This window comes from Ureibacillus sp. FSL K6-8385 (assembly GCF_038593155.1).
GTDB classification, from domain to species: domain Bacteria; phylum Bacillota; class Bacilli; order Bacillales_A; family Planococcaceae; genus Ureibacillus; species Ureibacillus terrenus.
Genome location: NZ_CP151968.1, coordinates 281,720 through 308,325, shown reverse-complemented (window position 1 = coordinate 308,325; position 26,606 = coordinate 281,720). Strand labels below are relative to the sequence as shown.

Genomic DNA, 26,606 nt, shown 5'->3' with positions numbered 1-26,606 from the left:
GGCGCCCTTATAAGTGTTTGCTGATGACGATGCGCTGGATTTCGCTTGTGCCTTCGTAGATTTCCGTGATCTTGGCGTCGCGGAAGTAGCGTTCCACCGGATAATCTTTCGTGTAGCCGTATCCGCCGAACACCTGCACCGCTTCGATGGCCACTTCCCTTGCCGTCTGGGATGCAAACAGCTTCGCCATCGACGCTTCCTTGCTGCAAGGAAACCCCCTTGTGCGCAGGTCCGCCGCCCGGTACACAAGCAGCCTTGCCGCTTCCACCGCCGTTGCCATGTCCGCCAGCTTGAAGGCGATTCCTTGGTTGGCAATGATCGGTTTTCCAAACTGATGGCGCTCATTGGCATACTTTACCGCCGCATCCAAAGCCGCCTCCGCAATGCCGAGGGCCTGGGATGCAATGCCGATGCGCCCCACGTCCAGGTTGGCCATCGCGATTTTGAAGCCTTCCCCTTCTTCGCCGAGGCGGTTTTCCGCCGGCACTTCCATGTTTTCAAAGCTCAGCTCCACCGTTTTTGAGCCGTGCAGTCCCATTTTTTCTTCATTTTTCCCGATGATGAGGCCCGGCGTATCTTTCTCTACAATGAATGCCGTCACCCCGCGGGAACCTTTTTCCGGATCCGTTTTGGCAAAGACGATATAAACGTCCGCTTCGCCGCCATTGGTGATGAAGATTTTGGAGCCATTGATGATGTATTTGTCTCCCTTTTTCTCCGCTCTGGATTTCAGGGAAGCCGCGTCGCTTCCCGCGGATGGTTCCGTCAGGCAAAAGGCGCCCAAATACTCCCCTTTCGCCAGCTTCGGAACATATTTCCGTTTTTGTTCTTCCGTTCCGAAATATAGAATCGGGTTGGTGCCGACGGAAGTATGCACGGACAGGATGACGCCGATCACCGCGCTCACCTTGGAGAGTTCGTTGATGGCGATGATGTAGGATGTGAAATCCATTCCGGAACCGCCGTATTGTTCCGGCACGGTAATGCCCATGAGCCCGAGCTCCGCCATTTTGTTTAAAATAGGCCTCGGAAACTCGCCGGCTTCCATTCTTTCAACGAAAGGCGCAATTTCGTTCTGCGCAAATTCCCTCACCATGTCCCGCATCATGACTTGCTCTTCGGTGAAATTCAGGTTCATCCGCTCCACTCCTTAATCTTCATATGTGTAGAAGCCGCGGCCTGTTTTCTTGCCGAGCCATCCGGCCGCCACATATTTTCTTAGCAGTGGACACGGACGATATTTGTCATCTCCCAATCCTTCATGCAATACTTCCATGATGTACAAGCATGTATCGAGTCCGATGAAATCCGCGAGTTGCAGCGGCCCCATCGGATGATTCATGCCCAATTTCATGACCGTGTCGATCGCTTCTTTGGAAGCCACTCCTTCATACAATGCATAAATCGCTTCGTTGATCATCGGAAGAAGGACACGGTTGGATACGAATCCAGGGAAGTCGTTTACTTCCACCGGCGTTTTGCCAAGATCGACCGCCATTTGTTCAACCGCTTTATATACTTCATCTTCCGTCGCAAGGCCGCGGATGATTTCCACGAGTTTCATCACAGGCACCGGGTTCATGAAGTGCATGCCGATCACTTTTTCAGGCCGTTTTGTCACAGCGGCAATTTCCGTAATCGGAAGGGAAGACGTATTCGTTGCGAGAATGGCATGCGCCGGCGCGATTTCATCCAGTTGTTTAAAAATGGATTGCTTCACTTCCATATTTTCAACGGCCGCTTCGATGACGATATCCACGTCATGGGCATCTTCCAGGCTCAAGGATTTGGTGATGCGGTTTAAAATCGCTTCTTTCTCTTCCTCTGTTTTGCGCCCCTTTTCCACATCGCGGGACAAGTTTTTCGTAATTGTCGCAAGACCTCTTTGGAAAAATTCTTCTTTAATATCGTTCAGTTTTACTTCAAATCCTGCTGCAGCGCAAACTTGTGCAATGCCGGAACCCATTTGTCCGGCGCCGACAACCATTACTTTTTGAATTGCCATTTCCTTTCCCCCATTTATTGTGTAATTAATTTTTTGGCACTTCGACCATGATGGCATCACCCTGGCCGCCTCCCGAGCAAATGGCCGCAATGCCGATTCCTCCGCCGCGGCGCTTCAATTCATAGCAAAGGGTCAGAACGATTCTTGCTCCGGAAGCTCCGATCGGATGCCCGAGGGCAACCGCTCCCCCATTGACATTCACTTTTTCCGGATCGAGTCCGGCAATCTGGTTGCTTACAAGAGCCACAGCCGCAAAGGCTTCATTGATTTCGATCAGGTCGATGTCATCAATCGTTTTGCCGGTTTTCTTCAGAATTTCATTGATTACGATGCCCGGCGTCTGCGGGAAGTTTTGCGGTTCGACCGCCACTTCCGCATGGGCGAGCACGTAAGCCAGTGGCGTGCGCCCTTCCTCCCGCGCCCGTTTTTCGCTCATCAATACAAGCGCGCAGGCTCCGTCGTTTACGCCCGGCGCATTTCCTGCCGTAATCGTGCCGTCCTTGTCAAAGGCCGGTTTCAATTTTGCTAGCGCTTCCAAAGATGTATCTCTGCGGGGCGCTTCATCTTCCTTCACGATGATTGTTTCTTTCCGGGTTTTCACTTCCACCGGCACAATTTCTTCCGCCAGCTTCCCTTCTTCGATCGCCCGAATGGCCCTTTGATGGCTTCGAAGGGACCAGGCATCCTGCTCTTCCCGGGTAATGTTGAATTCTTTCGCTATCGCATTCCCATATGTTCCCATATGCACATTATCCGGATGGAACGAACAAGATAAACCATCGTAAATCATGCCGTCAATCAGTGATGAATCCCCCATCCGCAAGCCCCATCGGCCTTTCATCAAGTAATAGGGAGCATTGGACATCGATTCCATACCGCCGGCAACGATGACTTCCTCTTCTCCCAGCCGGATCAATTGGTCTGCAAGCGTAACGCTTCTCAATCCCGAAGCGCATACTTTGTTGATGGTTTCCGTTTTGACGGACCAGGGAATACCCGCTTTGTGAGCCGCCTGCCGGGAAGGGATTTGCCCCTGCCCGGCCTGAAGGACCGTTCCCATGATCACTTCATCCACTTGATCCGGTCGAACATCCGCCCTTTTCAGCGCTTCTTTGATGGCAACGCCTCCAAGATCCGATGCCGAGAGAGACGATAAAGCGCCTCCAAATTTTCCGAAAGGTGTTCTTGCCCCATCTAAAATGACTGTTTTCAAACACTCCACCCCTTTTTCGAACGTGCCTAAAAAATCAATGAAATAGAAATTTTTAACAAAATCGAGCGGTAAAACGACTGAACGCTCGTTCGGCGATAGTAAAAGAAAAAACGGAGTTCAAAAAACTCCTTTTTTGCCTCCTGTTATAATATTTTACAGAAAGTATAGAAGATTAGCAATTCTATTTTTTGTATTTTTCAAACAATTTAATATTTTAATATAAATTTCCTATTTTTGGGGTACTACATTTTTCATAAAAATGAAAATGAATGAAAAGCACCGCATATTTTGGCAGGTTTTTCTGTACAAGATGCAATTCTTTCCTCACAAGATTAATACTCATCTGTCCATGATGCCATCCTTTCCGCCCATGAATGCTATCTTTTCCTGCCATGATGGATTCCCATCCGCCCGAGATGCAATTCTATCTGGGTTCCCTTTCTGCCCATGATGCAATTCCATCTGCCCATGATGCTGTACTTTCCGCCCGGGATGGATCCACATCTGCCCGAGAAGCAAATCTATCCGCCCAAGGTAAAATCCCATCTGCCCAAAATACGACCTATCCGCCCAAGATCAATTATTATCTGCCCATGATACAATCCTATCTGCCCAAGATACGACCCCATCCCCCCAAGTTGAATTCCCTTCTGCCCGAAATGCAAATCTATCCGCCCAAGGTAAAATCCCATCTGCCCAAAATACGACCTATCCGCCCAAGATCAATTATTATCTGCCCATGATACAATCCTATCTGCCCAAGATACGACCCCATCCGCCCAAGTTGAATTCCCTTCTGCCCGAAATGCAAATCTATCTCGCCCAAGGTAAAATCCCATCTGCCCTAGATGCAACCCCTTCCGCCCAAGATCAATTATTATCTGCCCATGATATAATCCTATCTGCCCAAGATACGACCCCATCCCCCCAAGTATTGCAGCCCCTTTCCCCACACCCTCCAAAAACATAAGAAAAGGGCGAATGCTTCCATTCGCCCTTTTCCATCCCATCGGCATCAATGTCATTGGAAATGCCGGAGCCGATCCTTTTCCCCGGCGCCAATCCATCCATCTTTATTGCGTTTCCACTGCCGCTTCTTCTTCCGGAACAGCCGTTTCTTCCGCCGCTTCTTCCTTCACTTTTTCCCCGAAGACGGAGCGTTCCAACAATTCACATACATCATATGTCTTGATTTGGTCTTCCACTTCCTTCGCTTTCGTACCGTCCGTGAGCATCGTCAAGCAGTATGGACAGCCGGTAGAAATCACGGATGCGTTCGTCGCAAGCGCCTGTTCCGTACGCGCCACGTTGATGCGGTTTCCGACACGGTCTTCCATCCACATCAATCCGCCGCCCGCACCGCAGCACATCGCCGTTTCGCGGTTGCGCTCCATTTCCACCAGCTTCACGCCAGGGATGGCTTTCAAGATTTCCCGAGGCGCGTCATACACATTGTTGTAGCGGCCCAAGTAGCAGGAATCGTGGAAAACGATCGTTTCATTCACCGGATAGTTCAATGTCAATTTTCCTTCTTCAATGAGCTTGTGCAAGAGTTCGGTATGGTGGTACACTTCCCCTTCCCATCCGAAATCTTTGTATTCGTTTTTGAAGATGTTGTAAGCGTGCGGGTCGATCGTCACAATCTTCTTCACGCCGTATTTCTCGAATTCTTTGATGTTGCCTTCCGCCAGCTCCTGGAACAGGAACTCGTTTCCAAGGCGTCTTGGCGTATCGCCGGAGTTTTTCTCTTTATTTCCCAAAATCGCGAACTTCACGCCTGCCGCATTCAACAAACGCGCGAAGGACATTGCGATTTTTTGGGAACGGCTGTCGTATGAACCCATGGAACCTACCCAGAACAGGTACTCGAAGCCTTCTTCGGATTTCGCCGCTTCTTTCACTGTCGGAATATGCACGGCCGGATCCAAATCGCGCCAGTTTTCCCTCTCTTTGCGGTTCAGACCCCATGGATTTCCTTGGCGTTCGATATTGTTCAACGCCCGCTGCGCATCCGGGTTGATGCGTCCTTCCGTCATCGTCAAATAACGGCGGAGGTCGATGATTTTATGGACATGTTCATTCATGACCGGGCATTGGTCTTCACAGTTGCGGCATGTTGTACATGCCCAGATTTCCTCTTCCGTGATGACATCGCCGATCAATGAAGGAGAATAAATGTCCTCGATGACCGCCCCTTCAGCGCCCGCCGCCATGGCCAATTGGTTTCCTTTCGTTTTGTTCCAGACAAAGCCGGGCACCCAAGGCTTTCTCTTCGTCACCACCGCTCCCGTATACGTCAAATGGTCGCGCAGTTTGATCATCAAATCCATCGGCGAAAGCATTTTTCCTGTGCCTGTTGCCGGACACATGTTTGTACAGCGGCCGCATTCCACGCAGGAATATAAATCCATTAATTGAATACGGGTGAAATCTTCAATTTTCCCAACCCCGAAGGATTCGGCCTCTTCATCGTCAAAGTCGATTTTGCGCAGGCGTCCGGCCTTCTTCGCCCTTTTGAAGAAAAGCCCGATTGTCACAAAGACTTCGTGGAACTGCTTGGATTGAGGCACAAATACCAGGAATGTGAATACGGCAAGCATATGTACCCACCAGAATACATAAAAGAGCACATTCGCCACATCCGGGTTCAAACCGCCAAACACGAGGGCCACGAAGCCGGAAAACGGCGCCATGATGAAGTCCGGTTCATCCCCGAGCGCCACCGTTTCAAACCCTAATGCCAAGAAAAGGGAAACGCACAGCGTAATCAGCGCGATATACACGAAAGCCGCCTTTTGGTCGCGCTTCCATTGCAGGCGCTCAAGCTTTTCCCCGTAACGGCGGTAAGCCGCATAAATGAGCGCACATAGCATCAAAAACATGGTCCATTCCTGGATGAATGTAAAGAATTCATGGTTTTTCCCCAGAGGAAAAGTATAGCCCGGAACAAACGCTTTGATGATCAATTCAATGAGTCCCAGCTGAATAATAAAGAACGCATAGAATAAAACGAGGTGCATCAGTCCGCTCTTCCGGTCTTTCAGCAATTTCTTTTGGCCAACGACATTGACCCAAAAGTTCTCAAACCGGTCTTTGAAGGTCAGATCCAGTTTCTCCTCTTTTCCGAGCTTGATATATTGCAATCTTGTAACCACTGAATAAAGAAAGAGATAAACGGCGTATAAAACCACTGCTGCGAACAGTATTCCGTTCACCAGCTGAAAATTCATTTCTACTCCCCCCTGAAATATTTGGTCCTTTTGTAAATGGAACCGCTTTACATTTTCTGTCTTTACCCTTCATTTTAATTATGAATGAGCATTCAGTCAACAACTATTCGAAAATTTCTAAAAATTTCGTTCTTTGAAATATGATACTATATTTTGTATCTATGACAAATAGTAAATTTTTATGATTGACAAAATATCCTGAAACAATAGGGAAAATCTTTTTTCAAAAAATCAAAATCCGGGCATTTTTAAGAGCATTGCCCGGATTTTCCAATCTCCATATTTATCTGAATACATCGCCGCTGCGGATATATTCCACATCTTTCACGTTCAGCCGGAAATTGACGGCCCGTGCGGCCACAAAGAAATAATCCGACAGCCGGTTCAAATATTTTTGGACGACCGCCGGCACATCTTCTTCCGAATTCATCAATTTCACCACTTGGCGTTCCGCGCGTCTTGTCACGGTCCGCGCGATATGAAGGGTCGCCGCTGCGGGAGCTCCCCCCGGCAGAATAAAGCGCTTCAATGGCGGCAATTCTTCGGAAAGCGCGTCAATCCGCTTCTCCAACGCTTCGATGGAAGCTTCCTGCAATTTATATTTCCGTTCTTTCATCACGTTGGCCAAATCGCCGCCGCAGTCGAACAGCTCATGCTGGATCGTTTCGAGGTCTTTGAGGATGTCCTGGAATTTGGCCGGATCCAATTCCGACGCGGCCTTTCCGATAAAGGCATTCAATTCGTCGATCGTGCCGTACGCTTCCACCCGCAGATGGTCTTTCGGCACCCGTCCCCCGATCAGACTTGTTTTACCTTTGTCCCCTGTTTTTGTATAAATTTTCATTGCTCCATCTCCCTTTTATAAATTCGGATGGCTTCCACCGTCGCTTCATAAACCCCTTTGCCTATCATTTTTCCGACTTCCGTGATCGGACCGGCGTATTGCATGTACTTGCCGTGCTGCGTGGCAGCCACGAGCAGGCTGTCCGTCGGCGTTCCCGTGGCGATGGTATTGGACCATTTATCCATGACGTTTTCGGTCTGCAAGGCTTTCGATTTGGCTTCCGTCGCCGTCATCATCCCCTGCACGAAGGCTTCATCGGACAACTTTCCGTTGATGATGACCCAGGTGTTGATGGTGCCGATGGGCTGGAATACGGTCTGTTGATAGGCGCGGGAAACATCGACCGCCCCGCCGATTCCCGCCGTGACAATGACGATGAGGCTGCCGAATGAAGCCGGATACTCCTTCATGACCGCCTTTTTCGTATCCACCGCCGTCATCATGCCTACCGTATTCGTCGGTGAAAAGCCGTTATTCATAATATATTGCATAAATTCCGTTTGCACATTCTCGATATCATACTCCGGCGGGACGGTGCGGTTGATGAACGTCCTGTACCATCCAAGCCCGGCATTGTGCACGGCCGAAGACAGCACTTTCAATGGGAAGTCCGCGATGAAGGCGACATAATCCGCACCCATTTGTATATTGGATAAAGAAACCGTTTTTTCCTTTTTCTCATCCTCAAAATCCGGCAAAATGGCCATTTGCGGCTTCGGCTGCTCCGGATGGGCCTGGGTGGAGATGCGCGCTTCGTACACTTCCATCAGCTGCTGCTCAATAATGACTTCATGGGGCTCTCCGTAGGCTTTCATCCTGCCCGCCTCCATCAACAGCAAATGGTCGCAGTACAGGGAAGCCAGATTGATGTCATGGAAGACCGCCACGACGGTGAGCCCGTGCTCCGTCACTTCCCGGCGGATCATATCCAAAATTTGTTTTTGATGGGCAATATCAAGATGGTTGGTAGGCTCGTCCAATATCAGCAGCTCCGAAGATTGGGCCAGCGCCTGGGCAATGAATACCCGCTGCCTTTCCCCGCCGGACAAAAATTCCACATTGGTGTCCTGATATTTCAATACATCCGTGAGTTCCATCGCCTTGATGACCGCTTTTTCATCTTCTTCCGAACAGCTGGAGAAGAACCCGGTCTGGTGCGGATAGCGGCCGATTTCCACCGTTTCCCGAACCGTCGCCGGAAAAGCGTTGTTCTGGATTTGCGGCAGCACGGTCATCTTCTTCGCCAACTGACGCTTGGAAAGCTTTTCGATCGGCGTCCCGTCGATGAAAACCCTTCCCGAAGACGGTTTTATAATCCCGCTGATCATTTTGATCAACGTGGATTTCCCGCATCCGTTCGGACCCAAAATGCCGAGGAACTCCCCTTTCTGGACTTCAAAGGAAATATCATGAATGATCGGGGTTTGTTGATAGCCGCCCGAAATATGTTCCACCTTCAGCACGCGCATCACCCCCTTTACTTCCGTCGCTGTTTAAAGAAGATATAAGCAAATACCGGCGCGCCGACAAACGCGGTCACCACGCCGATCGGCAGTTCCTGCGGCGCCACGATCGTGCGGGATACCAAATCGCAAACGATCAATAAGCTCGCTCCGTTTAAAAATGAAAGCGGCAGCAAATGGCGGTGATCCGCTCCCCAAATCATCCTCGTGATATGCGGTACCACCAGTCCGACAAACCCGATCGTTCCCGAAACGCTCACGGCGGCGCCCGTCAGCACGGATCCGCCAACCAGGATGGCATATCTGCGCCGGACGACATCCACCCCCAGGGAAGCCGCCCGCTCGTCCCCGTACATCATGACGTTCAATTCTCTCCGGTTCAGCCAAAGAATGAAAAATCCGATAACGAGAAAAGGAACGAGGATATTCACATAGGACCAGCCGCGCATCGCCACGCTTCCAAGAAGCCAGCCCACAACGGCCTTCAGCTCTTCATGGGAAAGGGCCGTCAACAGCGAAATGCAGGACCCTAAAAACGAGCTGAAGATGACCCCTGTCAATATGAGGGTCTCCATTTTCATGGATTTATCCACAAGGCGCGCAAAGACAAGGACGATGAGCAGCGTGAGAAATGCGCCGATGATGCCGAAAACGGCCAGCGTATACGGGCCGAGAACCGGCAAGGAAATGCCGAAAAATATGGTGGAAATCGCCCCCACGGAAGCGCCGGACGACACGCCGATCGTATACGGATCCGCCAACGGATTCCTCAACAGCCCCTGGAATGCCGCCCCCGCGATGGCAAGGGCAGCCCCGACAAGCCCCGCAAGAACCGCGCGCGGCATGCGGATATTCCATAAGATGCTATAGGCTCTCGGATTTCCTTCCTGATCCCAGATGGCGGAAAATGGGACATCCACGGAACCCATCGAAACCGCCAGCCACATGCTGGCCATCAATAGAAAAATAGAGGAACCGTAAGCAAGCAACAACTTTTTCTTCATCCCGCATCCTCTGCCCATTCGAGATATGTATCAAACGTTTCCATACTTCCTCCAAATAAAATCAAAATGATGAATGGGAAAAAATAAAAAACTCCCGTATTCTTCGAGAAAAAACAACAGAATTTGAATCTTTCATTGTTTCGTAATTATCAATATTTTTTATTATAGCGGATTCTCAAACAAATGATAGAACGAAAGAGAAAAAAGAGAAAAGAAGCATAAAAAACGCCCTCCATCCTTCAAAAGGAGGACGTTTCATTCTATCCATTTTTTTGGAACCATGATCCAGGTCATTTTATGATTGTTTGAGCGCATATTCCGCCAATTTTTTGATGGTCAAGTCATCCATCGGCGGATTATGGAGGCCTGCCCTCACATCGCGGTAATAGCGCTGAAGCGGATTGTTGCGCTGCAAGCTTTTGATGCCCACCACCCGCATCGCTTTATCCACCACATTGATGGCGTTGTTGATGACCGTATATTTTGCGATATTGACCGCATTGACGATCAATTCGGCTTTTGCCTCCAGTTCCCCTTTGTTTCTCAAATCGATGTAGCCTTGTGCCGCTCCGTAGATGGCAAAACGGGCCTGCGTCAACAGCAAATCGATTTCTCCAATCAATGTTTGGACGTTCGGCAATTGGGCTATCGTTCCTTCGATGCTGTTCGGCGAATGGCGGTTGGCGAATTCCACCGCATAATCGCGGGCCGCCTGGGCGACTCCCAGATAAGTCGCAGGAATGATCAAGAGCCAGCCATTCAATTTAAATCCGGTTTTATACTCCGGAATTTCCACCAGCGCCGATTCATCCACTTCCACATTGTCCAATATTAAATCATGGCTGCCGGTCGCTTTCATCGCAACGACGTCCCACGCTTCTTTGATGGAGAAGCCTTCTGTATCCTTGTGAATCAAGAAATTGCCGACCTTCTCAAGCTCCGGAATCCAGGCGGTGATGATAAAATAGTCCAATTCCGGGGAACATGTGGCATAGGATTTGTGCCCATTGATGACCCATTTGTTTCCCTTTTTCACTGCGGTCGTCGCCGGCCGTCCCCCGCGGATCGGGCTTCCGGTCACCACTTCGCTGGCCACTTTGTTGATGATGGCCCCGTTCGCCACCTCTTTTGCAAATTGCTCCAATTTTTCTTGCGGCCAGCTCTTTGATTCAAACAAATCCCCTACCGTCGACAAAGTCCAGCCGATGGAAAGAGCCGTGCTGCCATCATAGCTTCCCAACGTTTCCTGGAATAAAACCGCATCATAAATGTCCAACCCTTCGCCGCCATGCTCCTTGGGCAACGTGATTTTCGTATAGCCGATTTCCCGCAGTTTTTGGATGTGGGCATGGGGAAAAAGGGATTGTTCATCGTTTTCCTGCGCATGTTCCTTCAGGGGCTGTTCCAAAGCCTTTAATTTTTCCAGCCATTCCCTCTGCTTTTCTGTTTTGATGAATAGTTCCTTCACCGGACGTTTACCTGCCTTTCAATAGGAAAAGGATGATTTATTTTTCCGAAATAACGAATCTTTATTCCATTCTACTTTTCTACAACTTTCCGCGTCAATAGATAAAACATAGTATTTTAGTAAGATTTATATTTTTGATGCCGCTTGAGTAATCTACTTGGGAATTTAGCTGTTTCCTTGGGTACTTGAGTAATCCACTTGGGCATTTACACTGCTTTCTCGGGCGCTTGGAATTTCCTCTCGGGCATTTGAAATACTTTCTCGGGCGCTTGAGTGATCCTCTTGGGCATTTACACTGCTTTCTCGGGCACTTGAGGTTTCCTTTCGGGCACTTGGAGTACCCTCTCCACCCCTTGCGCGGACAGAATCCCGCTTAAACAAATAAAAGTGTCCAAAATCAAAAAATAAAAAAAGCGGACTAGGAAACAAAACATTTTCCTATCCGCTCTTTTATAAAATTTACATCCTTTCCGGTGCGGAAACGCCGATCAATCTCAATGCGTTGGCAAGGGTTGTGCGAACCGCCTGAATTAAAGCGAGGCGTGCTTCCGTCAATTCTTTATTGTCCGGGTTCAATACCTTTTCCGCATTGTAGAAGCTGTGGAATGCGGCCGCCAATTCCTGGATGTAGTTGGCGATGCGGTGCGGCGTGCGGTGTTTTGCCGCTTCCGCCACAACTTGCGGGAAGGCGCCGACGATTTTCAGCACTTCCTCCGATTTTTCATCCGCCAATAGATTCAAGTTGTCCAATGAAGGGCGGAATCCTTGCTCCCCCGCCGCCCGCAAAATGGAACAAATGCGCGCGTGGGCATATTGGGCGTAGTAAACCGGGTTTTCGTTCGTTTCCGCCACGGCAAGGTCGATGTCGAAGTCCATATGGGAATCGCATGCCGTCTTCACGAAGTAATAGCGCACTGCATCCAGACCCGCTTCTTCCACAAGCTCGCGCATTGTCACCGCATTCCCCGTGCGTTTGCTCATTTTGTATTTTTCGCCGTTTTTATAAAGCTGCACCATTTGGATGACTTTGACTTCGAGTTTGTCGCGGTCGTATCCAAGGGCTTCGATGGCCGCTTTCATGCGCGGGATGTAGCCGTGGTGGTCTGCTCCCCAGACGTTGATGATTTTGTCGAAGCCGCGCTGTATTTTATCTTCGTGATAGGCGATGTCCGGCGTCAAATAAGTGTAAGAACCGTCCGATTTGATCAATACGCGGTCTTTGTCGTCGCCGAATGTCGTGGAGCGGAACCATGTCGCGCCGTCCTTTTCATAGATGTGGCCGTTGTTTCTTAATTTCTCCAAAGCTTTTTCAATTTTTCCGCTCTTATATAATGAAGTTTCGGAATACCATACATCAAAGTGCACGCGGAAGTTTTCCAAGTCTTTTTTCAGTTTTTCCAGTTCAAGGGCGAGTCCTTTTTCGCGGAAGAAGTTGAAGCGTTCTTCATCGGATTTTTCCAATATGGAATCCCCATATTCTTCAACCAATCTTTTCGCGATATCGATAATGTCCTGGCCGTAGTAGCCGTCTTCCGGCATTTCCGCATCAAGCCCGAGCTGCTGTTTGTAGCGCGCTTCCAAGGACCGGGCCAAATTGTTGATCTGGTTCCCCGCATCGTTGATGTAATATTCCCGAGTGACATCGTATCCCGCAAAATCTAAAACGTTGCATAGGGAGTCGCCGAATGCAGCACCGCGGGCATGTCCCAGGTGAAGGTCCCCCGTAGGATTCGCGGATACAAATTCCACCTGAATTTTTTCGCCGCCGCCGGCATTGGAACGGCCATAGTTTTCGCCCTGTTCGAACACCGCCTTGACGATATCCGCGAGGAAATCTTTGCGCACAAAAATATTGATAAAGCCGGGCCCTGCAATTTCCACTTTTTCAATTTCCGTGCCTTCCGTCTCGAGGTTTTCCACTATGGCATCCGCGATTTGGCGCGGAGGCTTTTTCGCCAGTTTCGTCAGCTGCATCGCCAAGTTTGTCGCGAAATCGCCTTTGGACTTGTCTTTCGGCACTTCTATATGAACCGTAAATTCCGTCCCCTCTTCCACAAGTTGCGCTTTTTCCACAGCCGATTTCAACAAGTTTTTCAGTTTTTCCTGCAATTGTTCTACTGCATTCATGCTTGTCCCTCCGTGTATTGTATTTCCAATGAATAATGACCGACTGAATGTCCACTAATAATTAAATCATATTGCACATTGAATCTGCCACTGATATTGTCTTCCTCCGAATGCTCAAGCCCGATCCGGTAAGTTTTCGTCTGCAAAGGCAATGTGCCGTACATTGTATCGTAATGGCCGTTTTGCCTGCTTTCCAGGCTGAACGGCAGCCGCATATTGACGTCTCCACTTCGCAAAATGAGTGCATTGTCGCTGTTCATTTTCACGGTCGTTTTGATTTTTTTATCCTCCATGATTTCTTCATACCGCAAGTACATATTGTCGTTCTTTTTGATCCAAATCCCTTGCAGCCACAGTTCGTAAGTTTCTTCGTCCCCGTCGATTGGACAGATCTTCGAAATCACCCTGATTTTTACGTTCTTTTCAACACTCATTTCCCGTGGGCACTCCTTATTTATTACTATAACTTAAATATTATAGGATGAATTTTCATTTCTTAGCAAGATGGAATCAGGAATTGGGATGCTTTTAGGCCCGCGGCATGATCGGCAATGGCGGGGGGTGCGGCGATATCCCGGGAGTTTGCGTTGATATCCCCGAACCGATTGCCCCGGGTTTGATGAACATGCATTGCAATCAATCCGATTGGGCGCATACCTCCTGCATGATTATAGCGGAGGTTGATGAACATCCTTTTGGAACTTATCCGTCCATCCCCAAAAATCCAAGCCAAACAAAAACGACCAAAGCTTGTCCAACCGGCAAACTTTGGTCGCCTTATGCCCGGCCTGATTACTTAATCCAGCCAAGGATCATTTCCCTTAACAATTTGGAAGCCGTGTTCACGGTCATCTCGGAGTGGTCCAATACCGGAGCGACTTCCACCAGGTCGAAGCCCACGACATTCACTCCGCTTCTTGCAATCGCGTGGATGGACGCGAGCAATTCTTTTGACGTAATGCCTCCGCAGTCCACCGTACCTGTGCCAGGGGCAAAAGCGGGATCCAGAACATCGATATCCGTCGTAATATAAACATTGCGTCCTTCCAATGACGGCAACACTTCTTTCAACGGTTCGAGCACTTCAAATTTGGCAATGAACATGCCGTTTTCTTTCGCCCATTCAAACTCTTCCTTCAAACCGGATCGGATGCCGAACGAATATACATTGCCCGGACCGATCAATTCCGCGATTTTCCGGATCGGCGTTGCATGGCTCAACGGCTCCCCTTCATAATCCGTGCGCAAATCGGTATGGGCGTCAAAATGAAGAACGGCAATATCCGGATATTTTTCATACACGGCCTTTACCACCGGCCATGTCACCAAATGCTCGCCGCCCATGCCGACCGGGATTTTTCCGTCCGCCAGCACTTTTTTGACGAACTTTTCGATTTCATCCAACGCTTTTTGCGCATTCCCGAATGGAAGCGGAATATCGCCCGCGTCGAAAAACTTCACTTCATCCAATTCACGGTCAAGATACGGGCTGTATTCCTCAAGACCCACGGACACTTCACGGATTCTCGCCGGACCGAAACGGGAACCCGGACGGAAGCTCACCGTCCAATCCATCGGCATGCCGTAAAGCACCGCTTTGGCCTCTTCATAGTTTTGATGGCTCTTAATGAACACATTGCCGGAATATGTTTCGTCAAAACGCATATCCATCACCTACTCTATTGATCTTTGATTTTCCATATAAAGCTGAACATTTCAAATTCAAAAGAATCCGGAACTTTTTTCGACATATTTCGTATTCTCTTATAGATTCAAACAAATGACAATTTCATCCGATGTACATGGTTGCCTGCTAAAGCAAAAAATTTCATACAGAAAAAGTATAGACGTTTTTAGACAAAGTGCAACAGTTTTTTTCCGTAACTTTTCGATTAAACTGCCATTTTCAAGTACATACTATGGATAATCGGATGAAATGGGGTGAAATGGATGGATCGACGGAGTTATCAGCGGAAAATCAGAAGAAAAAAACGGAAAAGACGAATCACTTTCTATTCCATTGTCTTTCTATGCGCCTTCATCGTCGCTCTGGGAGGTTTGCGGCTGTTTGCGCAGATTGCGGGAGCACCGCCGTTGACGATTCCGAAAGCGACGGTTTTTTTGGACAGGAACGGCCACCAGATCGGCGATCATTTCACGGACGAGCGGCGCTACTGGAAAGAGCTCGATGAAATTTCACCTTATTTAATAGAAGCGACCATCGCCGTGGAAGACAAAGATTTCTATCGGCACCACGGTTTTGATATTCCTAGGATCGCAAGCGCCCTCCTGACCGATTTGAAAACCCGGAGCAAAGCCCAAGGCGCGAGCACCATCACCCAGCAATTAGCGAGAAATCTCTATTTGAGTTTAGATAAAACCTGGTCCAGAAAAATCCTGGAAGCCATTTACGCCTATCGTCTGGAAATCTTCTATTCTAAGGATGAAATACTAGAAGCCTATTTGAATACCGTCAACTACGGGCACGGCATGTATGGAGCGGAAGCGGCAAGCCGGTATTACTTCGGCAAATCGGCCAGCGACCTGACTCTCGCCGAATCCGCGCTGCTTGCGGGCATCCCGAAAGGACCAAGCATCTATTCGCCCCTCAATAACTATGACAAGGCGGTCGGACGTCAAAAACTCATTCTGTCCTTAATGGAAGAGCAAAATAAAATTACTCCGGAACAGAAAGAACGGGCCTTGTCCGAAAAAATCGTGCTGAAAAATGATCAATGGACGGCTTCGAAAAGCGTTGCCCCTTACTTTTTGGATGTCGCCTGGCAGGAAGCGGAAAAAATATTGGAAGAGAAAAACCTCAATATCCGGGCGGGCGGCTGGGTGATCAAAACGACTTTGAACCCTGCCCACCAAAAAGCGGCGGAAGAAGCCATTGAAAAAAATATGCCAAAAAACGACCTGCAAGTGGCCTTCGTCAGCATGGATGTGAAAACGGGGCAAGTGACATCCCTTGTCGGCGGCCGGAATTATCAGGAAAGTTCCTATAACCGGGTTACCCAGGCAAAACGCCAGCCGGGTTCCGCCATCAAGCCGATCCTTTATGCGGCGGCATTGGAAAACGGCTTTACGCCGTTGACTTTCCTGGATGTCGGCGAAACGATCTTTACGTACGATAATGGACGGGCAACGTACAAACCTCAAAACGTCAATGGAAAATTCGCGGATGGCGACATGTCCATGGCCCAGGCCATTGCCATCTCCGACAACATTTACGCGGTGAAAACGCTGGAACAAATCGGCTATGAAAAATTCCGCGATATGTCCAAGCGGTTCCATTTAAGATATTCCGATAAAGATAATCCATCCATGGCGCTTGGCACAGTCGAAAACTCCCTATATGATTTGACGAATGCGTTCAATATCATCGCGGCAAAAGGACAGGAACGGAAGCCGACGACGATCTTATCCATTACAAACGCGGAAGGCGAAGTCGTATACGAATATGAAAAGCCGAAAGAAGAACAGGTCATCTCCGAACAGGATGCGTTCATTTTGACGCAAATGATGACAGGAATGTTTGATCCGGTTTTCAATGATTATTCGCCTGCAACCGGCGTTTCCCTCCGGTCCAAAATGACGCATACGTACGCGGCAAAATCCGGAACAACCGTTTCGGACCAGTGGATCATCGGCTTTAGCCCGACTCTGACGGCGGGCGTTTGGAACGGATATGACCAGGGAAAAACGTTGTCTTCTTCATCGGATATGTCCGCCCATAAGCAGGTCTGGATCGATTTCATGGAAACGGTCCACAAAGACAAACCAAACGAATCCTTTGATGTGCCCGATGGCGTCAAAGGGGTCGTGATCGATATCGAAACGGGAAAACTGGCGACCGACGCCTGTCCGAAACAGCGCTTGATATATCTGAAAGAAGAGGATATTCCGACGAAAAAATGCACGGATTTGGATATCTTTAACGAAGATTCCTGGAACGGATTCTTTGAATTGTTCCCGTTCGATACATTGAAAAAATGGTTGCATTAAAAACAATAGAGGGTGTCCGGAAAAGCGAAACACTTTCCAGACACCCTTAATTTTTGCTCCCGCGGCGGACGAAACAAGTTTTCCGCCATCCCCGCCGCAATGGTATCTGCGGCGAAACCGCAAGACAGACGCAAAAGGGGGCGCCTCAAAATGACTTTTCAGGCGCCCCCTTTTGTTGTAAATAGAGTCATTCATGTGGCATTTGGCTTGGGATATCAAATACCGCATAGCACTTAACCCTATCTACGGTGTCCTAGTTATACTATTAATTTATTATAACTTCAGTGTACTTTTTTTTAAAAACGGTTTCAATAAAGGAACAAATATTACAACGATTCGTCACAATTCTGACATCTTTTATATCTTTTTTTATGAAACCTATTGACAGAATGGAAGGAACGTTTCTCTGTTCAGGGACACCTTCATTATCCCTGCGCTGCCAATGCCTCTTTCAATTCCCGGCTGCTCCGTTCCCACATGCCCTGGTCATGGTTTTGCAGAAATTCGGCCAATACTTTTTTGGATTCCGCATCCATGTGATCGACAACGATTCTGCGTTTCAGGGACTTGTCCATTTTGTTGACATGATCGGCCAAAATTTTATAGCCTCTCCGTTTTTCACGGTTGACCACCATTTCGCAGGCGGCCACCCCCGCATAATATGGGCCGTCTTCTTTGATTTCGACCGTCACCCAAACGAGCCAATACGGCTTTCCGCCGGCGGAATCTTCCCGGTTTGTCGTGAATTTGATGCCCTTTTCGACTTCGCTTTTGGCATGCATGGCCCCCATGTCAATAAACGCATGTTTTTCTTCTATATCAATGAACACGGGCGTTACATTTTCCAATGAAATGGCGCCGATGCCAAACCCTTTGTGGCCGTCCGTGGGATTGTTCTTAATGATGGTAAAGGTCATTTTCTGTTTCGGTTTTTCGTTATTTGTCATATTGTCATCCCCTCCATTTAAACCTATTATAATGATTATACTCTAAATTTATCCACTGGGAGGTTCAGTCATGCCTGTAGTAACCATCAAAATGCTCGAAGGACGCACGGATGAACAGAAAAAAGCGATGGTCGAGAAAGTGACGGAAGCGCTTGTTGAAACGATCAACGCAAAACCGGAAGCGGTGACGATCATCATTGAAGAAATGTCCAAGAACCACTACGCAACCGGCGGCGTTCGCGTTTGCGACAAGTAAAGCGCATGGATTGCCCGGTTCTTTTTCAGACCATCCAAAAAGCAAAGCGGGTGTCCGGATCGTGAAAAAACTTTCCGGACACCCTTTCTTCTATAAGAATTTTCTATTTATAAATCTCCGCTTCTGAAGGAGCCGTACCCGTTTCCTCCCTTCCGCCGTTCGGCCGGGGCGGAAGCGTCAGATTTTCTTAGTCGCCAAAAAAGGTTGAACAATTTTTGTTATCCTATCTTCCGGAATTGTTTAACAGCTTTTCAATCTCCGCCTTCAATGCCGGATCAAGATTGGGGTCCATCAATACTTCTTTTGGATAATACACTTTATGGTCTTTTTTCATGCGCCCCGCTATCGCGTCGACAATAAACGATTCCTGTGACAATTCCCGGATTTCCCCGTTCGGCATCTCCAAAAAAATCGGGAATTTATCCGTTTCCTTATCCGGTTCATAGTAATCGTAAGGCAAATCCGACGTGCAATCGTGGTAAATGTAGTAGTCCGTATCCACCCCCGCTTTTTCGAACAGCTCTTTCAATCTTTCGAAACGCCCCGGTTCTTCTTCCGGATTGAGATTCGTATATTTGAACAGTTTGCGGTTCACAAATCTCGCGCTTAAATCGCTGAGAATCGGGTCCTTTTCTTTCATCCAGGATTTGAAATAGGTCACCAATAAATATTCGTCCAGTTCAATATAATCTTCCACCGTTATATTATTTTCAAAAAATGATTTGAAATGAACCGGTTCAACGGCAAATTGGTAGCCCTGTTCATAGAGGTCTTTCGTTCTTTTCAAAATATTGTTCAGCAACACTTCCGCGCTGCGGGAAACGGGGTGGAAATAGACTTGCAGATACATTTGATAGCGGGACATGATATAGTCTTCCACCGCATGCATGCCGCTTGATTTAATGACGACTTTCCCTTTTCTCGGTCGCATCACGCGGAGAATCCGTTCCATGTCAAAGTGGCCGTAGCTCACCCCTGTATAGTAAGCGTCCCGTTGCAAATAATCCATCCGGTCCGCGTCGATCTGGCTGGAAATGAGACTGACGACAAGTTGATTCTCATACGTTTTTTCAATGACTTGCGCCACCTTTTCCGGAAAGTCTTCCGATACCCGCTTGAGCACCGCATTGACCTCGGTGTCTCCCAAGAGGATTTGCCTTGTAAAATATTCATGGTCCGTTTTAAAGACGTTTTCGAAGGCGTGGGAAAACGGGCCGTGGCCCAAATCATGCAGCAGTGCCGCGCATAAGACAAGCAGCCGTTCCTCCTCGTTCCACTCCGGTCTTCCATGGAAAACGTCGTCCACAATCCGCCGGACCACTTCGTAAACTCCCAAGGAATGATTAAAACGGCTGTGTTCCGCGCCATGAAATACGAGATAAGTCGTGCCCAGCTGCCGGATTCGGCGCAAACGCTGGAATTCTTTCGTGCCGATCAAATCCCAAATCACTTGGTCGCGGACATGGACATATCGGTGCACGGGATCTTTGAACACTTTTTCTTCCGAAAGTTTTTGTTTTGCATATTCCACCAAAAGACCGCACCTCGTTCCTTCCAATTCTTACTATCATTATAAGAAATTTTCTATTTATTTACACGCAATAGTTGCCAAAGTGAAAGATTTTTGCGGACAAAAGCATTGGTGCGGCTTCCCCATTGTTTCCACAACCGGTTGCGGGAACAAGATTTTGACATCCGAAAATCCTATGAAAAATGGTTTCCCTCACGTTTAAAAATCTTTTTTCCCACTAAAACTAATAGAAACAAAATAAGCTACCTTCTATCCTCATAGAAAGTAGCTTTTGTTCAATCCATCTTCAGTTTGGCTTTGACCTTTTCAATCAATTCATCTTCTGTCAATGCATTGACCGGTCTGCCATTTACGAAAGTAAACGTTTTTTTGCGGCCCGGTCCGCAATAGGATTGGCAGCCGATCTCAATTTTTGCGTCAGGGTCCAGCTTTTTCAACTTCGGAATCAGCGTTTTCAAATTGACGGCTTTGCATTCATCGCAAACTCTAAATTCGTTTGCCGCCATATTGTCAACAATCCTTTCTATCACTCAATTTCAAAACTACTTTTTGGCCTAAATGATATTTTAGACTATCGTCATGCTTTGGTTCAAGCAAAAAGGCCAAATATCCAACTAATGGCTGAATTGGAACCTGTTGCGCCGTTTTTTGATAAATTCATATAAAAAATTGTAAAAAAAATGAATAAATTTGGAACTTGTTGGACACGATATGTTTTGACATAAGAAACTACTACATTAACAGGAGGGAAAACGATGGCGAAATTAAGACAAGATGCCTGGTTGAAAGAAAACGATGAACTCCTTGCGGAAGCGGTGTTGCGTCATGTCAAAGAAGGTAGCACTCAATTAAATGCTTTTGAGGAAGTGGGGGACAAATTAAATCGTACACCGGCTGCATGCGGTTTCCGGTGGAATGCGGTAGTCCGCAAACGCTATGAAAAAGAATTGGAAGAAGCGAAACGCATCCGGAAAGAACGCATGAAACTATTAGGAATGTCCGGCAGAAGACGCTCACCCGGCGTTTACCTGCTTCCTGGCAACAATGGAGAATCCAAACCTATTTCACTATCTGATATGAATCTGGATATCGTCATTGCCTATCTATTGCGTTTGCAATCCCAGGGAGGCAGCGACAGCGAAGCGACAAAATGGCGCCAGATTGCCAACTCCGCTACCGAAAAAATAAAAGAGTTGGAAAAAGAGATTGAGAAACTGCAAAAAGAAAACAAACAAATCCGCGAAGATTATGAGCAATTCGTCCAAATCATGAACCGCGCGCGCAAACTAGTGGCATTGGAAGATGAGGAAACGCGCATCGCTCCGGTCTTCAAAATGGAGAAGAACGGCAACCTGATCCCTGACTACTCCCATATGCAATCCAACAAAGAAAAAGAAAACGTAGATGTGACGAACTGATTCGCACATCTACGTATTTTTCCCTATCAATTTTAGATTCCGATCCAAAACTCTCTTCAGGTAGAAAGAATATAAATCTGATTCATCCTGATTTAGCGGTTGGAAGAGCACCTGGTCCGACAGGGAGGCGAGCAGCTGTTGGACCCGTATGACCGTTTCCTGCACAGTGACGGTGCGGTCCAGCAATTCGCTCAAACTGGCCATCACTTCCGGACGGATATCCGGATATCGGAATTTTGTCCGGACATCCTGCAAACTTGTCTGATACATCCGTTTAATGAGTTCCGCCCTCTCGCTTCCGCTTCCTTCCATACATAAATAAATCTGGACGGCCACCCCGTTGCGGATCCGGCGTTGGGAAATCCCCGCAAATTTTTTCCCGCCAATGCTCAAATCATAAGATCCGGGGCAATAAGAACCGACAATTTCATAGGCTTGGATTTGATCGGCCGCTTCCGGAAAGAGCAGCTTCACAAATTGCAGCATCACTTCATAACCTGTGTTGATGCTGATGGACCCCGGCGCTTCGGAAAGGACAATCGAAATGTTCAAGATCCCCCGGTCCAGCACCACCGCAAGCCCCCCGGAATTGCGGACTATCGCTTCATAGCCGGCTTTTTTCAGTTCCCCGATCCCTTCCTGGATATAAGGCATGCGATGATCCTGAATGCCCAGCACCACATACGGGTCATGCACCCATGTGCGGACCACCGGAACGGACAACCCTTGGCCGACCAAATGGCAAAGGGCGTCATCCATCGCAAAGGACTCCAGCGGCGAGCGGTCATAGGACGTGGACTGGTCGATGAACCGCCATGTTTTCTGCTGTAACAATGACTGCATTTTTTTGCTCCTTACAAAATTTTCACCGCACTTTAAGTATGCTACGGTTCCGAAAGTTTTGCCAACATTCCTGCACGGCTTTTTTCCAATCTTTTTTACAATGCCAGCGCATTCTTATAGTCAAGAATACACAAAATGAATTGTGAAAAAAAGTGGGCGAATTCATGAAAGCTTCATTAAATTTGAAGCTTAAGGAGAAGGAATATTTTATAATTTATGCTAAGATAGTGGTGAGTTTGATTATCAATTCGAAGGAGTGTTTATGCAATGAGCGAAGCAGCATTCACATTAGACGGCTGGTACTGTCTGCATGATTATCGCGTCATCGACTGGACTTCATGGAAGCTGTTGCCTGAAGAAGAACGGCAAGCTGCATTGGAAGAATTTTATCAATATCTTGATAAATTGGAGGAAGTCCATCAGGCCAAAACCGGCTCCCATGCCTTCTATTCCACAATCGGGCAAAAAGCGGACTTTATGTTCATGATTCTTCGCGAAACGCCTGATGAAATCCATGAATTGGAAACCGCTTTCAGCAAATTGAAATTGGCTGATTATACAATTCCGACATATTCCTATTTCTCAGTTGTGGAGCTTTCCAACTATTTGGGCAACTCCGACGAAGATCCATATCAAAACCCTTATATCCGTTCCCGTCTATATCCGGAATTGCCGCGGACAAAATATATTTGCTTCTACCCTATGGACAAGCGCCGTTTAGGAAAAGACAACTGGTTCATGTTGCCAATGTCTGAGCGCCGCGAATTGATGCGCTCCCATGGCGAAGTGGGCCGCAAATACGCCGGCAAAGTGAAACAAATCGTAACAGGTTCCACGGGGCTGGATGACCATGAATGGGGCGTTACCCTCTTCTCCGATGACATGCTCCAATTCAAGAAAATCGTCTATGAAATGCGATTTGATGAAGCGTCCGCCCGCTTCGGCGAATTTGGAGAATTCCTGGTAGGCACATTGTTGGATAAAGAGAAATTCGCAAACATGCTGAGCGTTAAATAAAATAATAAATAAAGCGGGACGCACCGTTCACGTCCCGCTTTATTTATGTTCATGATGGTGTTGTTCATCGGGCGCCTGCAAAATCATAATGATCGTTTGAAGCAAAAAGCCGATGAAAAGTATCAAAATGAAGAGATACCAATGGAGCGGTTGATGAAACAACCCTGCAATCACAAACGACAAAATTGCACTGACAATAATCCCAATATAGATCCCTAATTCCGGTTGCATGAATAACCGACCTCCAAATAAGCTGTTTTGGATCCCTTCTCCCCTTTTCAATCAAGTTCCCCTTTGTTTGTCACCAACTAACACCTTCACTCATATTCTATTCATTAGTGTCGCCTGTCGAACCATGTCAACTGTTACAATTCTATTTTATTGCTATAACAATTTCTTTATACTCCTTCATCACCTCTTTCAATTTTTTTTTAAAGAAAGAGAAACATTTTCAAAAAATCTATTCTGAAACACGTTATCATGCATACATTATGTTGAGGAGGTATGAAACATCGCCGTTATTGCAGCCAATGAAGCAGAAGTTGCCTTGCTTGCCCGGCTGATGCGGGCGGAAGCGGAAGGTGACGGGGACCTTGGCATGCTGTTGGTCGGAAATGTAGGCGTAAACCGTGTCCGGGCGGATTGCCTTGATTTCAAAAACATCCGGACGATTGAACAAATGGTGTACCAAAGTCCGGGCGGCTTTGAAGCCGTGCAAAAAAGCTATTTTTATCAGCGGGCGCGTCCGCAGGACATTGCGTTGGCCCGCAGAGTCATCAGAGGCGAACGCTTCGTGCCCGCCGAAAGAGCCCTGTGGTTTTTCATGCCTTCGGGAAGCTGCCCTGCCCAATGGTATGGCCAATGGAACACCGGCAGATATAAATCCCACTGTTTCTTTGCCCCCCTCGAGGGATCTTGTCCAGGTCTATAAAAAACTTTACAAGGAAAGGATGTTTACTTAGTGACTTATTATTATTGGGGTCCTGGCGCAACAGGCGGCCAATATTTCCAACAACCATTCTTCGGTCAAGGGCAAATCCAACAGACGCCGCCCTCCGTACAAAGCGGAGATTACATTACGCCTTCCGGCACTGTTACGCCTTCACCCCCCGGAGGACGACAAACGGAAGAATCTTACATTGAAAACATTTTGCGCGCCAATATCGGCGTTACAGGCACCTTCTATTTCACATTCCCAGTTTCCGAAACATTATCGAACGAAACCCGCGGAAATGTACTGAGAGTCCGCGGCGCAGTCATCCAGGCAGGACGCGATCATGCGGTAATCCGTGAAGCAAACACAAACCACGTTTATTTGGTGCCGATGATTTATTTCGACTATGCCCGATTCGATGACGGATTCAAATATATCAATACCTCTCGCCCAAGACCTCAACAGCGTTAGAAAATATGTTGGAAAAGAGCGAATGGAAGAATTCGCTCTTTTTTATGTATTTTTCATCCAAAAAGCCTATGTATATGTATGGGATGTTATTGGATTTGGAACTTCCGGATTTCCCTTTGCAAGTTTTGGGCGTTCTCGCTCAATTCCGCCGCGACTTTGTTCACTTGCTCCATTGTGGCGGTTTGTTCTTCGATGTTGGAAGCGACCATCTGGATTTCGCCCGCCGATTCCATCGATGCGCTTGAAATTTCGTTGACCGCCGCCGAAACTTCCTCTGCGCTCGCGGAAATCTGTTCGCTTGTTGCGGAGATTTCCCCGATTTGCATTTTCATTTGTTCAATTGCCTTGACAATATCCGCAAAGGCCTGTCCGGCTTCCGCAATCACCTTTACGCCATCTTCCACGGACTGCAGGGAATCGGATACGGCTTTTTCCACGTTTTCGGTATCCTGTTTGATTTCAGCGGTCAACGCCGTGATCTTGCTTGCCGACTGTTTCGATTGTTCCGCCAGTTTGCGGACTTCTTCCGCCACGACGGCAAACCCTCTTCCATGTTCGCCGGCGCGGGCAGCTTCAATTGCCGCATTCAGCGCGAGCAGGTTGGTTTGGTCGGTAATTTCTGTAATGACCTTTGAAATATTTTCTATTTCCTGCGTTTGTTTGCTCAATTTTTGAACCAATTCGTTTACCGCGTTTGTCGAGTGATTGATGGTGCCCATTTGTTTTTCAGCATTTTGGAGCACCTCCCCGCCGTGGGAAGCCAATTCGCTTGTATCCAGAGAAGCGGAATGCAGCATTTGAGTGGATTCGGCAATTTTTTGCACTCCGATTGCCGTTTCATCCATTGCCCGGGCGGAATCATTTGCCGCCTGTGCGTTTGTTTGCGCCATTTCCGCCGTTACATTCACCCGGCGCACCATTTCTTCCGCCGTCGCGGAAATTTCTTGCGTGCTTGCGGAAAGCTGCTGTGCAGCCCCGCTCACTTGTTCCGCATTCAGCCTTGCGTTCCAAAGAAGGGTTTTTAAATTCTTTTTCATGGTGTTGAACGCTTCGGAAAGCTGGCCGATTTCATCCTTTGACCGGACGATTAAATCTTCTTCCGTCAGATCGCCGGACGAAACCGTTGTCACGGCTTCCACCACTTTTCTCAACGGCCTGGTGATGGTTCTCCTTACGAAATAGACCAACATTCCGCTGACAATCAAACTGGCGGCCAGCACCGCCGCGGCCGTGATGTTGGAAGAAGCGATGGCCCCCTTTGTGTCCTTCTTGATGTCTTCCAATTGGCCGGTTTGATATTCAATCATTTTGTCAGTCGTATCAATCAGGCTTTGGCTGATGCCTTGGATCGCGCTGTTTGACAATGCGGCGCCATGGGTTGCTGCGGCGATTTTTTCAAATTCCTGGTCCAGGCTCCCTTTCTGCCGTTTTAATTCTTCAATATAGCCTTTCATTGTGTCGGTAACGGCCAATGTTTCCAATGATGCGATTTGTTCATCCATTGATTGCATATATGTATGTACTTTTTCATAATCTGCCCCGTCTTCAAGCAGCAGATATTTGGTTATGTAATTGTCGAGCTGCGCCGCCTGGTAGCGCACGGACGAAATTTCCTGAATGGCCGTTACCCGCTCATTCATGGCCGTGTCCACTTGATGATCGATTCTTTGAAAGTTGACAAAACTTACAATCATCGATATACAAAGCATACCGATGAGCGAATAAAAGGCTACATTCATCTTTGCCCCAATGCTCATATCGGTCACCCCTTCATTGATAGATATTTTTGTGTTCATTATACTATTTTCCAACTTATTTTTTGTTAAA

The 26,606-nt window shown here is 47.8% G+C and carries 24 protein-coding genes; 6 read left to right on the top strand and 18 right to left on the bottom strand.

The annotated features are described in order from the left end of the window. Nucleotides 1–7: 7 nt before the first annotated feature. From NST62_RS01510 to speB, 12 genes are all read right to left on the bottom strand, one after another. Nucleotides 8–1,138, bottom strand: coding sequence for an acyl-CoA dehydrogenase (locus tag NST62_RS01510; RefSeq protein WP_342463055.1), 1,131 nt, complete (start codon nucleotides 1,136–1,138; stop codon nucleotides 8–10). A gap of 12 nt (nucleotides 1,139–1,150) precedes the next feature. Further along, nucleotides 1,151–2,005 (bottom strand): 3-hydroxybutyryl-CoA dehydrogenase, encoded by an 855-nt coding sequence (locus NST62_RS01505; RefSeq protein WP_141602156.1) that lies wholly within the window; start codon nucleotides 2,003–2,005, stop codon nucleotides 1,151–1,153. Nucleotides 2,006–2,030: 25 nt separating this feature from the next. Then, entirely contained in the window at nucleotides 2,031–3,218 is a 1,188-nt protein-coding gene (locus NST62_RS01500) for an acetyl-CoA C-acetyltransferase (RefSeq protein ID WP_141602155.1), read from the bottom strand. A 1,073-nt stretch (nucleotides 3,219–4,291) separates the two neighbouring features. Then, nucleotides 4,292–6,448, bottom strand: coding sequence for a (Fe-S)-binding protein (locus NST62_RS01495; protein ID WP_342463054.1), 2,157 nt, complete (start codon nucleotides 6,446–6,448; stop codon nucleotides 4,292–4,294). A 283-nt stretch (nucleotides 6,449–6,731) separates the two neighbouring features. Next, the gene (locus NST62_RS01490) at nucleotides 6,732–7,292 is read right to left on the bottom strand and encodes a cob(I)yrinic acid a,c-diamide adenosyltransferase (protein WP_141602153.1); all 561 of its coding nucleotides are present in this window, start codon (nucleotides 7,290–7,292) and stop codon (nucleotides 6,732–6,734) included. Further along, a complete protein-coding gene (locus NST62_RS01485; protein WP_328219796.1) occupies nucleotides 7,289–8,755 on the bottom strand; it encodes an adenosylcobinamide amidohydrolase in 1,467 nt (488 codons plus the stop codon). Before NST62_RS01485 ends, NST62_RS01490 begins: the two co-directional genes overlap by 4 nt. Before the next feature lie 14 nt (nucleotides 8,756–8,769). Next, nucleotides 8,770–9,759, bottom strand: a complete 990-nt coding sequence (locus NST62_RS01480) for an iron ABC transporter permease (RefSeq protein ID WP_141602151.1) — start codon at nucleotides 9,757–9,759, stop codon at nucleotides 8,770–8,772. Between the two features lie 295 nt (nucleotides 9,760–10,054). Then, the gene (locus tag NST62_RS01475; protein WP_141602150.1) at nucleotides 10,055–11,227 is read right to left on the bottom strand and encodes an acyl-CoA dehydrogenase family protein; all 1,173 of its coding nucleotides are present in this window, start codon (nucleotides 11,225–11,227) and stop codon (nucleotides 10,055–10,057) included. A gap of 459 nt (nucleotides 11,228–11,686) precedes the next feature. After that, nucleotides 11,687–13,354, bottom strand: a complete 1,668-nt coding sequence (argS, locus tag NST62_RS01470; RefSeq protein WP_141602149.1) for an arginine--tRNA ligase — start codon at nucleotides 13,352–13,354, stop codon at nucleotides 11,687–11,689. Beyond that, nucleotides 13,351–13,788, bottom strand: coding sequence for a DUF1934 domain-containing protein (locus NST62_RS01465; protein WP_141602148.1), 438 nt, complete (start codon nucleotides 13,786–13,788; stop codon nucleotides 13,351–13,353). Before NST62_RS01465 ends, argS begins: the two co-directional genes overlap by 4 nt. Before the next feature lie 62 nt (nucleotides 13,789–13,850). Then, nucleotides 13,851–14,009, bottom strand: coding sequence for a hypothetical protein (locus tag NST62_RS01460; protein WP_181733222.1), 159 nt, complete (start codon nucleotides 14,007–14,009; stop codon nucleotides 13,851–13,853). A 137-nt stretch (nucleotides 14,010–14,146) separates the two neighbouring features. Beyond that, nucleotides 14,147–15,019, bottom strand: a complete 873-nt coding sequence (gene speB, locus NST62_RS01455) for an agmatinase (protein WP_141602147.1) — start codon at nucleotides 15,017–15,019, stop codon at nucleotides 14,147–14,149. A 285-nt stretch (nucleotides 15,020–15,304) separates the two neighbouring features. Here speB and NST62_RS01450 point away from each other — a divergent pair, with 285 nt between their 5' ends. Continuing rightward, nucleotides 15,305–17,362 carry a PBP1A family penicillin-binding protein gene (locus NST62_RS01450; RefSeq protein ID WP_342463053.1) on the top strand — a complete coding sequence of 686 codons (2,058 nt, stop codon included), beginning with the start codon at nucleotides 15,305–15,307 and terminating at the stop codon, nucleotides 17,360–17,362. A gap of 425 nt (nucleotides 17,363–17,787) precedes the next feature. Here the strand turns inward: NST62_RS01450 and NST62_RS01445 are convergent, their stop codons facing one another. Further along, the gene (locus NST62_RS01445; RefSeq protein WP_141602145.1) at nucleotides 17,788–18,309 is read right to left on the bottom strand and encodes a YwhD family protein; all 522 of its coding nucleotides are present in this window, start codon (nucleotides 18,307–18,309) and stop codon (nucleotides 17,788–17,790) included. 70 nt (nucleotides 18,310–18,379) lie between these two features. Between NST62_RS01445 and NST62_RS01440 the strand changes: the two genes are divergently transcribed. Further along, nucleotides 18,380–18,565, top strand: coding sequence for a 2-hydroxymuconate tautomerase (locus NST62_RS01440; protein ID WP_141602144.1), 186 nt, complete (start codon nucleotides 18,380–18,382; stop codon nucleotides 18,563–18,565). Nucleotides 18,566–18,788: 223 nt separating this feature from the next. On the opposite strand, the gene NST62_RS01435 is transcribed toward NST62_RS01440, so the two are convergent. Further along, nucleotides 18,789–20,096, bottom strand: a complete 1,308-nt coding sequence (locus NST62_RS01435; protein WP_328216022.1) for an HD domain-containing protein — start codon at nucleotides 20,094–20,096, stop codon at nucleotides 18,789–18,791. 275 nt (nucleotides 20,097–20,371) lie between these two features. Next, complete coding sequence (locus NST62_RS01430) at nucleotides 20,372–20,602, bottom strand: DUF1450 domain-containing protein (protein ID WP_141602142.1); 231 nt, start codon at nucleotides 20,600–20,602, stop codon at nucleotides 20,372–20,374. 249 nt (nucleotides 20,603–20,851) lie between these two features. Here NST62_RS01430 and NST62_RS01425 point away from each other — a divergent pair, with 249 nt between their 5' ends. Next, entirely contained in the window at nucleotides 20,852–21,514 is a 663-nt protein-coding gene (locus NST62_RS01425; protein WP_141602141.1) for an RsfA family transcriptional regulator, read from the top strand. Between the two features lie 9 nt (nucleotides 21,515–21,523). Here the strand turns inward: NST62_RS01425 and NST62_RS01420 are convergent, their stop codons facing one another. Further along, a complete protein-coding gene (locus NST62_RS01420; protein ID WP_141602140.1) occupies nucleotides 21,524–22,357 on the bottom strand; it encodes a lipoate--protein ligase family protein in 834 nt (277 codons plus the stop codon). A 267-nt stretch (nucleotides 22,358–22,624) separates the two neighbouring features. Here NST62_RS01420 and hemQ point away from each other — a divergent pair, with 267 nt between their 5' ends. Continuing rightward, nucleotides 22,625–23,374 carry a hydrogen peroxide-dependent heme synthase gene (hemQ, locus tag NST62_RS01415; RefSeq protein ID WP_141602139.1) on the top strand — a complete coding sequence of 250 codons (750 nt, stop codon included), beginning with the start codon at nucleotides 22,625–22,627 and terminating at the stop codon, nucleotides 23,372–23,374. Between the two features lie 39 nt (nucleotides 23,375–23,413). On the opposite strand, the gene NST62_RS01410 is transcribed toward hemQ, so the two are convergent. Then, the gene (locus tag NST62_RS01410) at nucleotides 23,414–23,605 is read right to left on the bottom strand and encodes a hypothetical protein (RefSeq protein WP_141602138.1); all 192 of its coding nucleotides are present in this window, start codon (nucleotides 23,603–23,605) and stop codon (nucleotides 23,414–23,416) included. A 280-nt stretch (nucleotides 23,606–23,885) separates the two neighbouring features. On the opposite strand from NST62_RS01410, the gene NST62_RS01405 reads away from it, so the two are divergent. Further along, nucleotides 23,886–24,305 carry a cell wall hydrolase gene (locus NST62_RS01405; RefSeq protein WP_141602137.1) on the top strand — a complete coding sequence of 140 codons (420 nt, stop codon included), beginning with the start codon at nucleotides 23,886–23,888 and terminating at the stop codon, nucleotides 24,303–24,305. 30 nt (nucleotides 24,306–24,335) lie between these two features. Then, complete coding sequence (locus NST62_RS01400) at nucleotides 24,336–24,779, top strand: spore coat protein GerQ (RefSeq protein ID WP_246045844.1); 444 nt, start codon at nucleotides 24,336–24,338, stop codon at nucleotides 24,777–24,779. 86 nt (nucleotides 24,780–24,865) lie between these two features. On the opposite strand, the gene NST62_RS01395 is transcribed toward NST62_RS01400, so the two are convergent. Continuing rightward, nucleotides 24,866–26,536: a methyl-accepting chemotaxis protein gene (locus NST62_RS01395; protein ID WP_141602136.1), complete on the bottom strand. Its 1,671-nt coding sequence runs from the start codon at nucleotides 26,534–26,536 to the stop codon at nucleotides 24,866–24,868. Nucleotides 26,537–26,606: the final 70 nt, after the last annotated feature.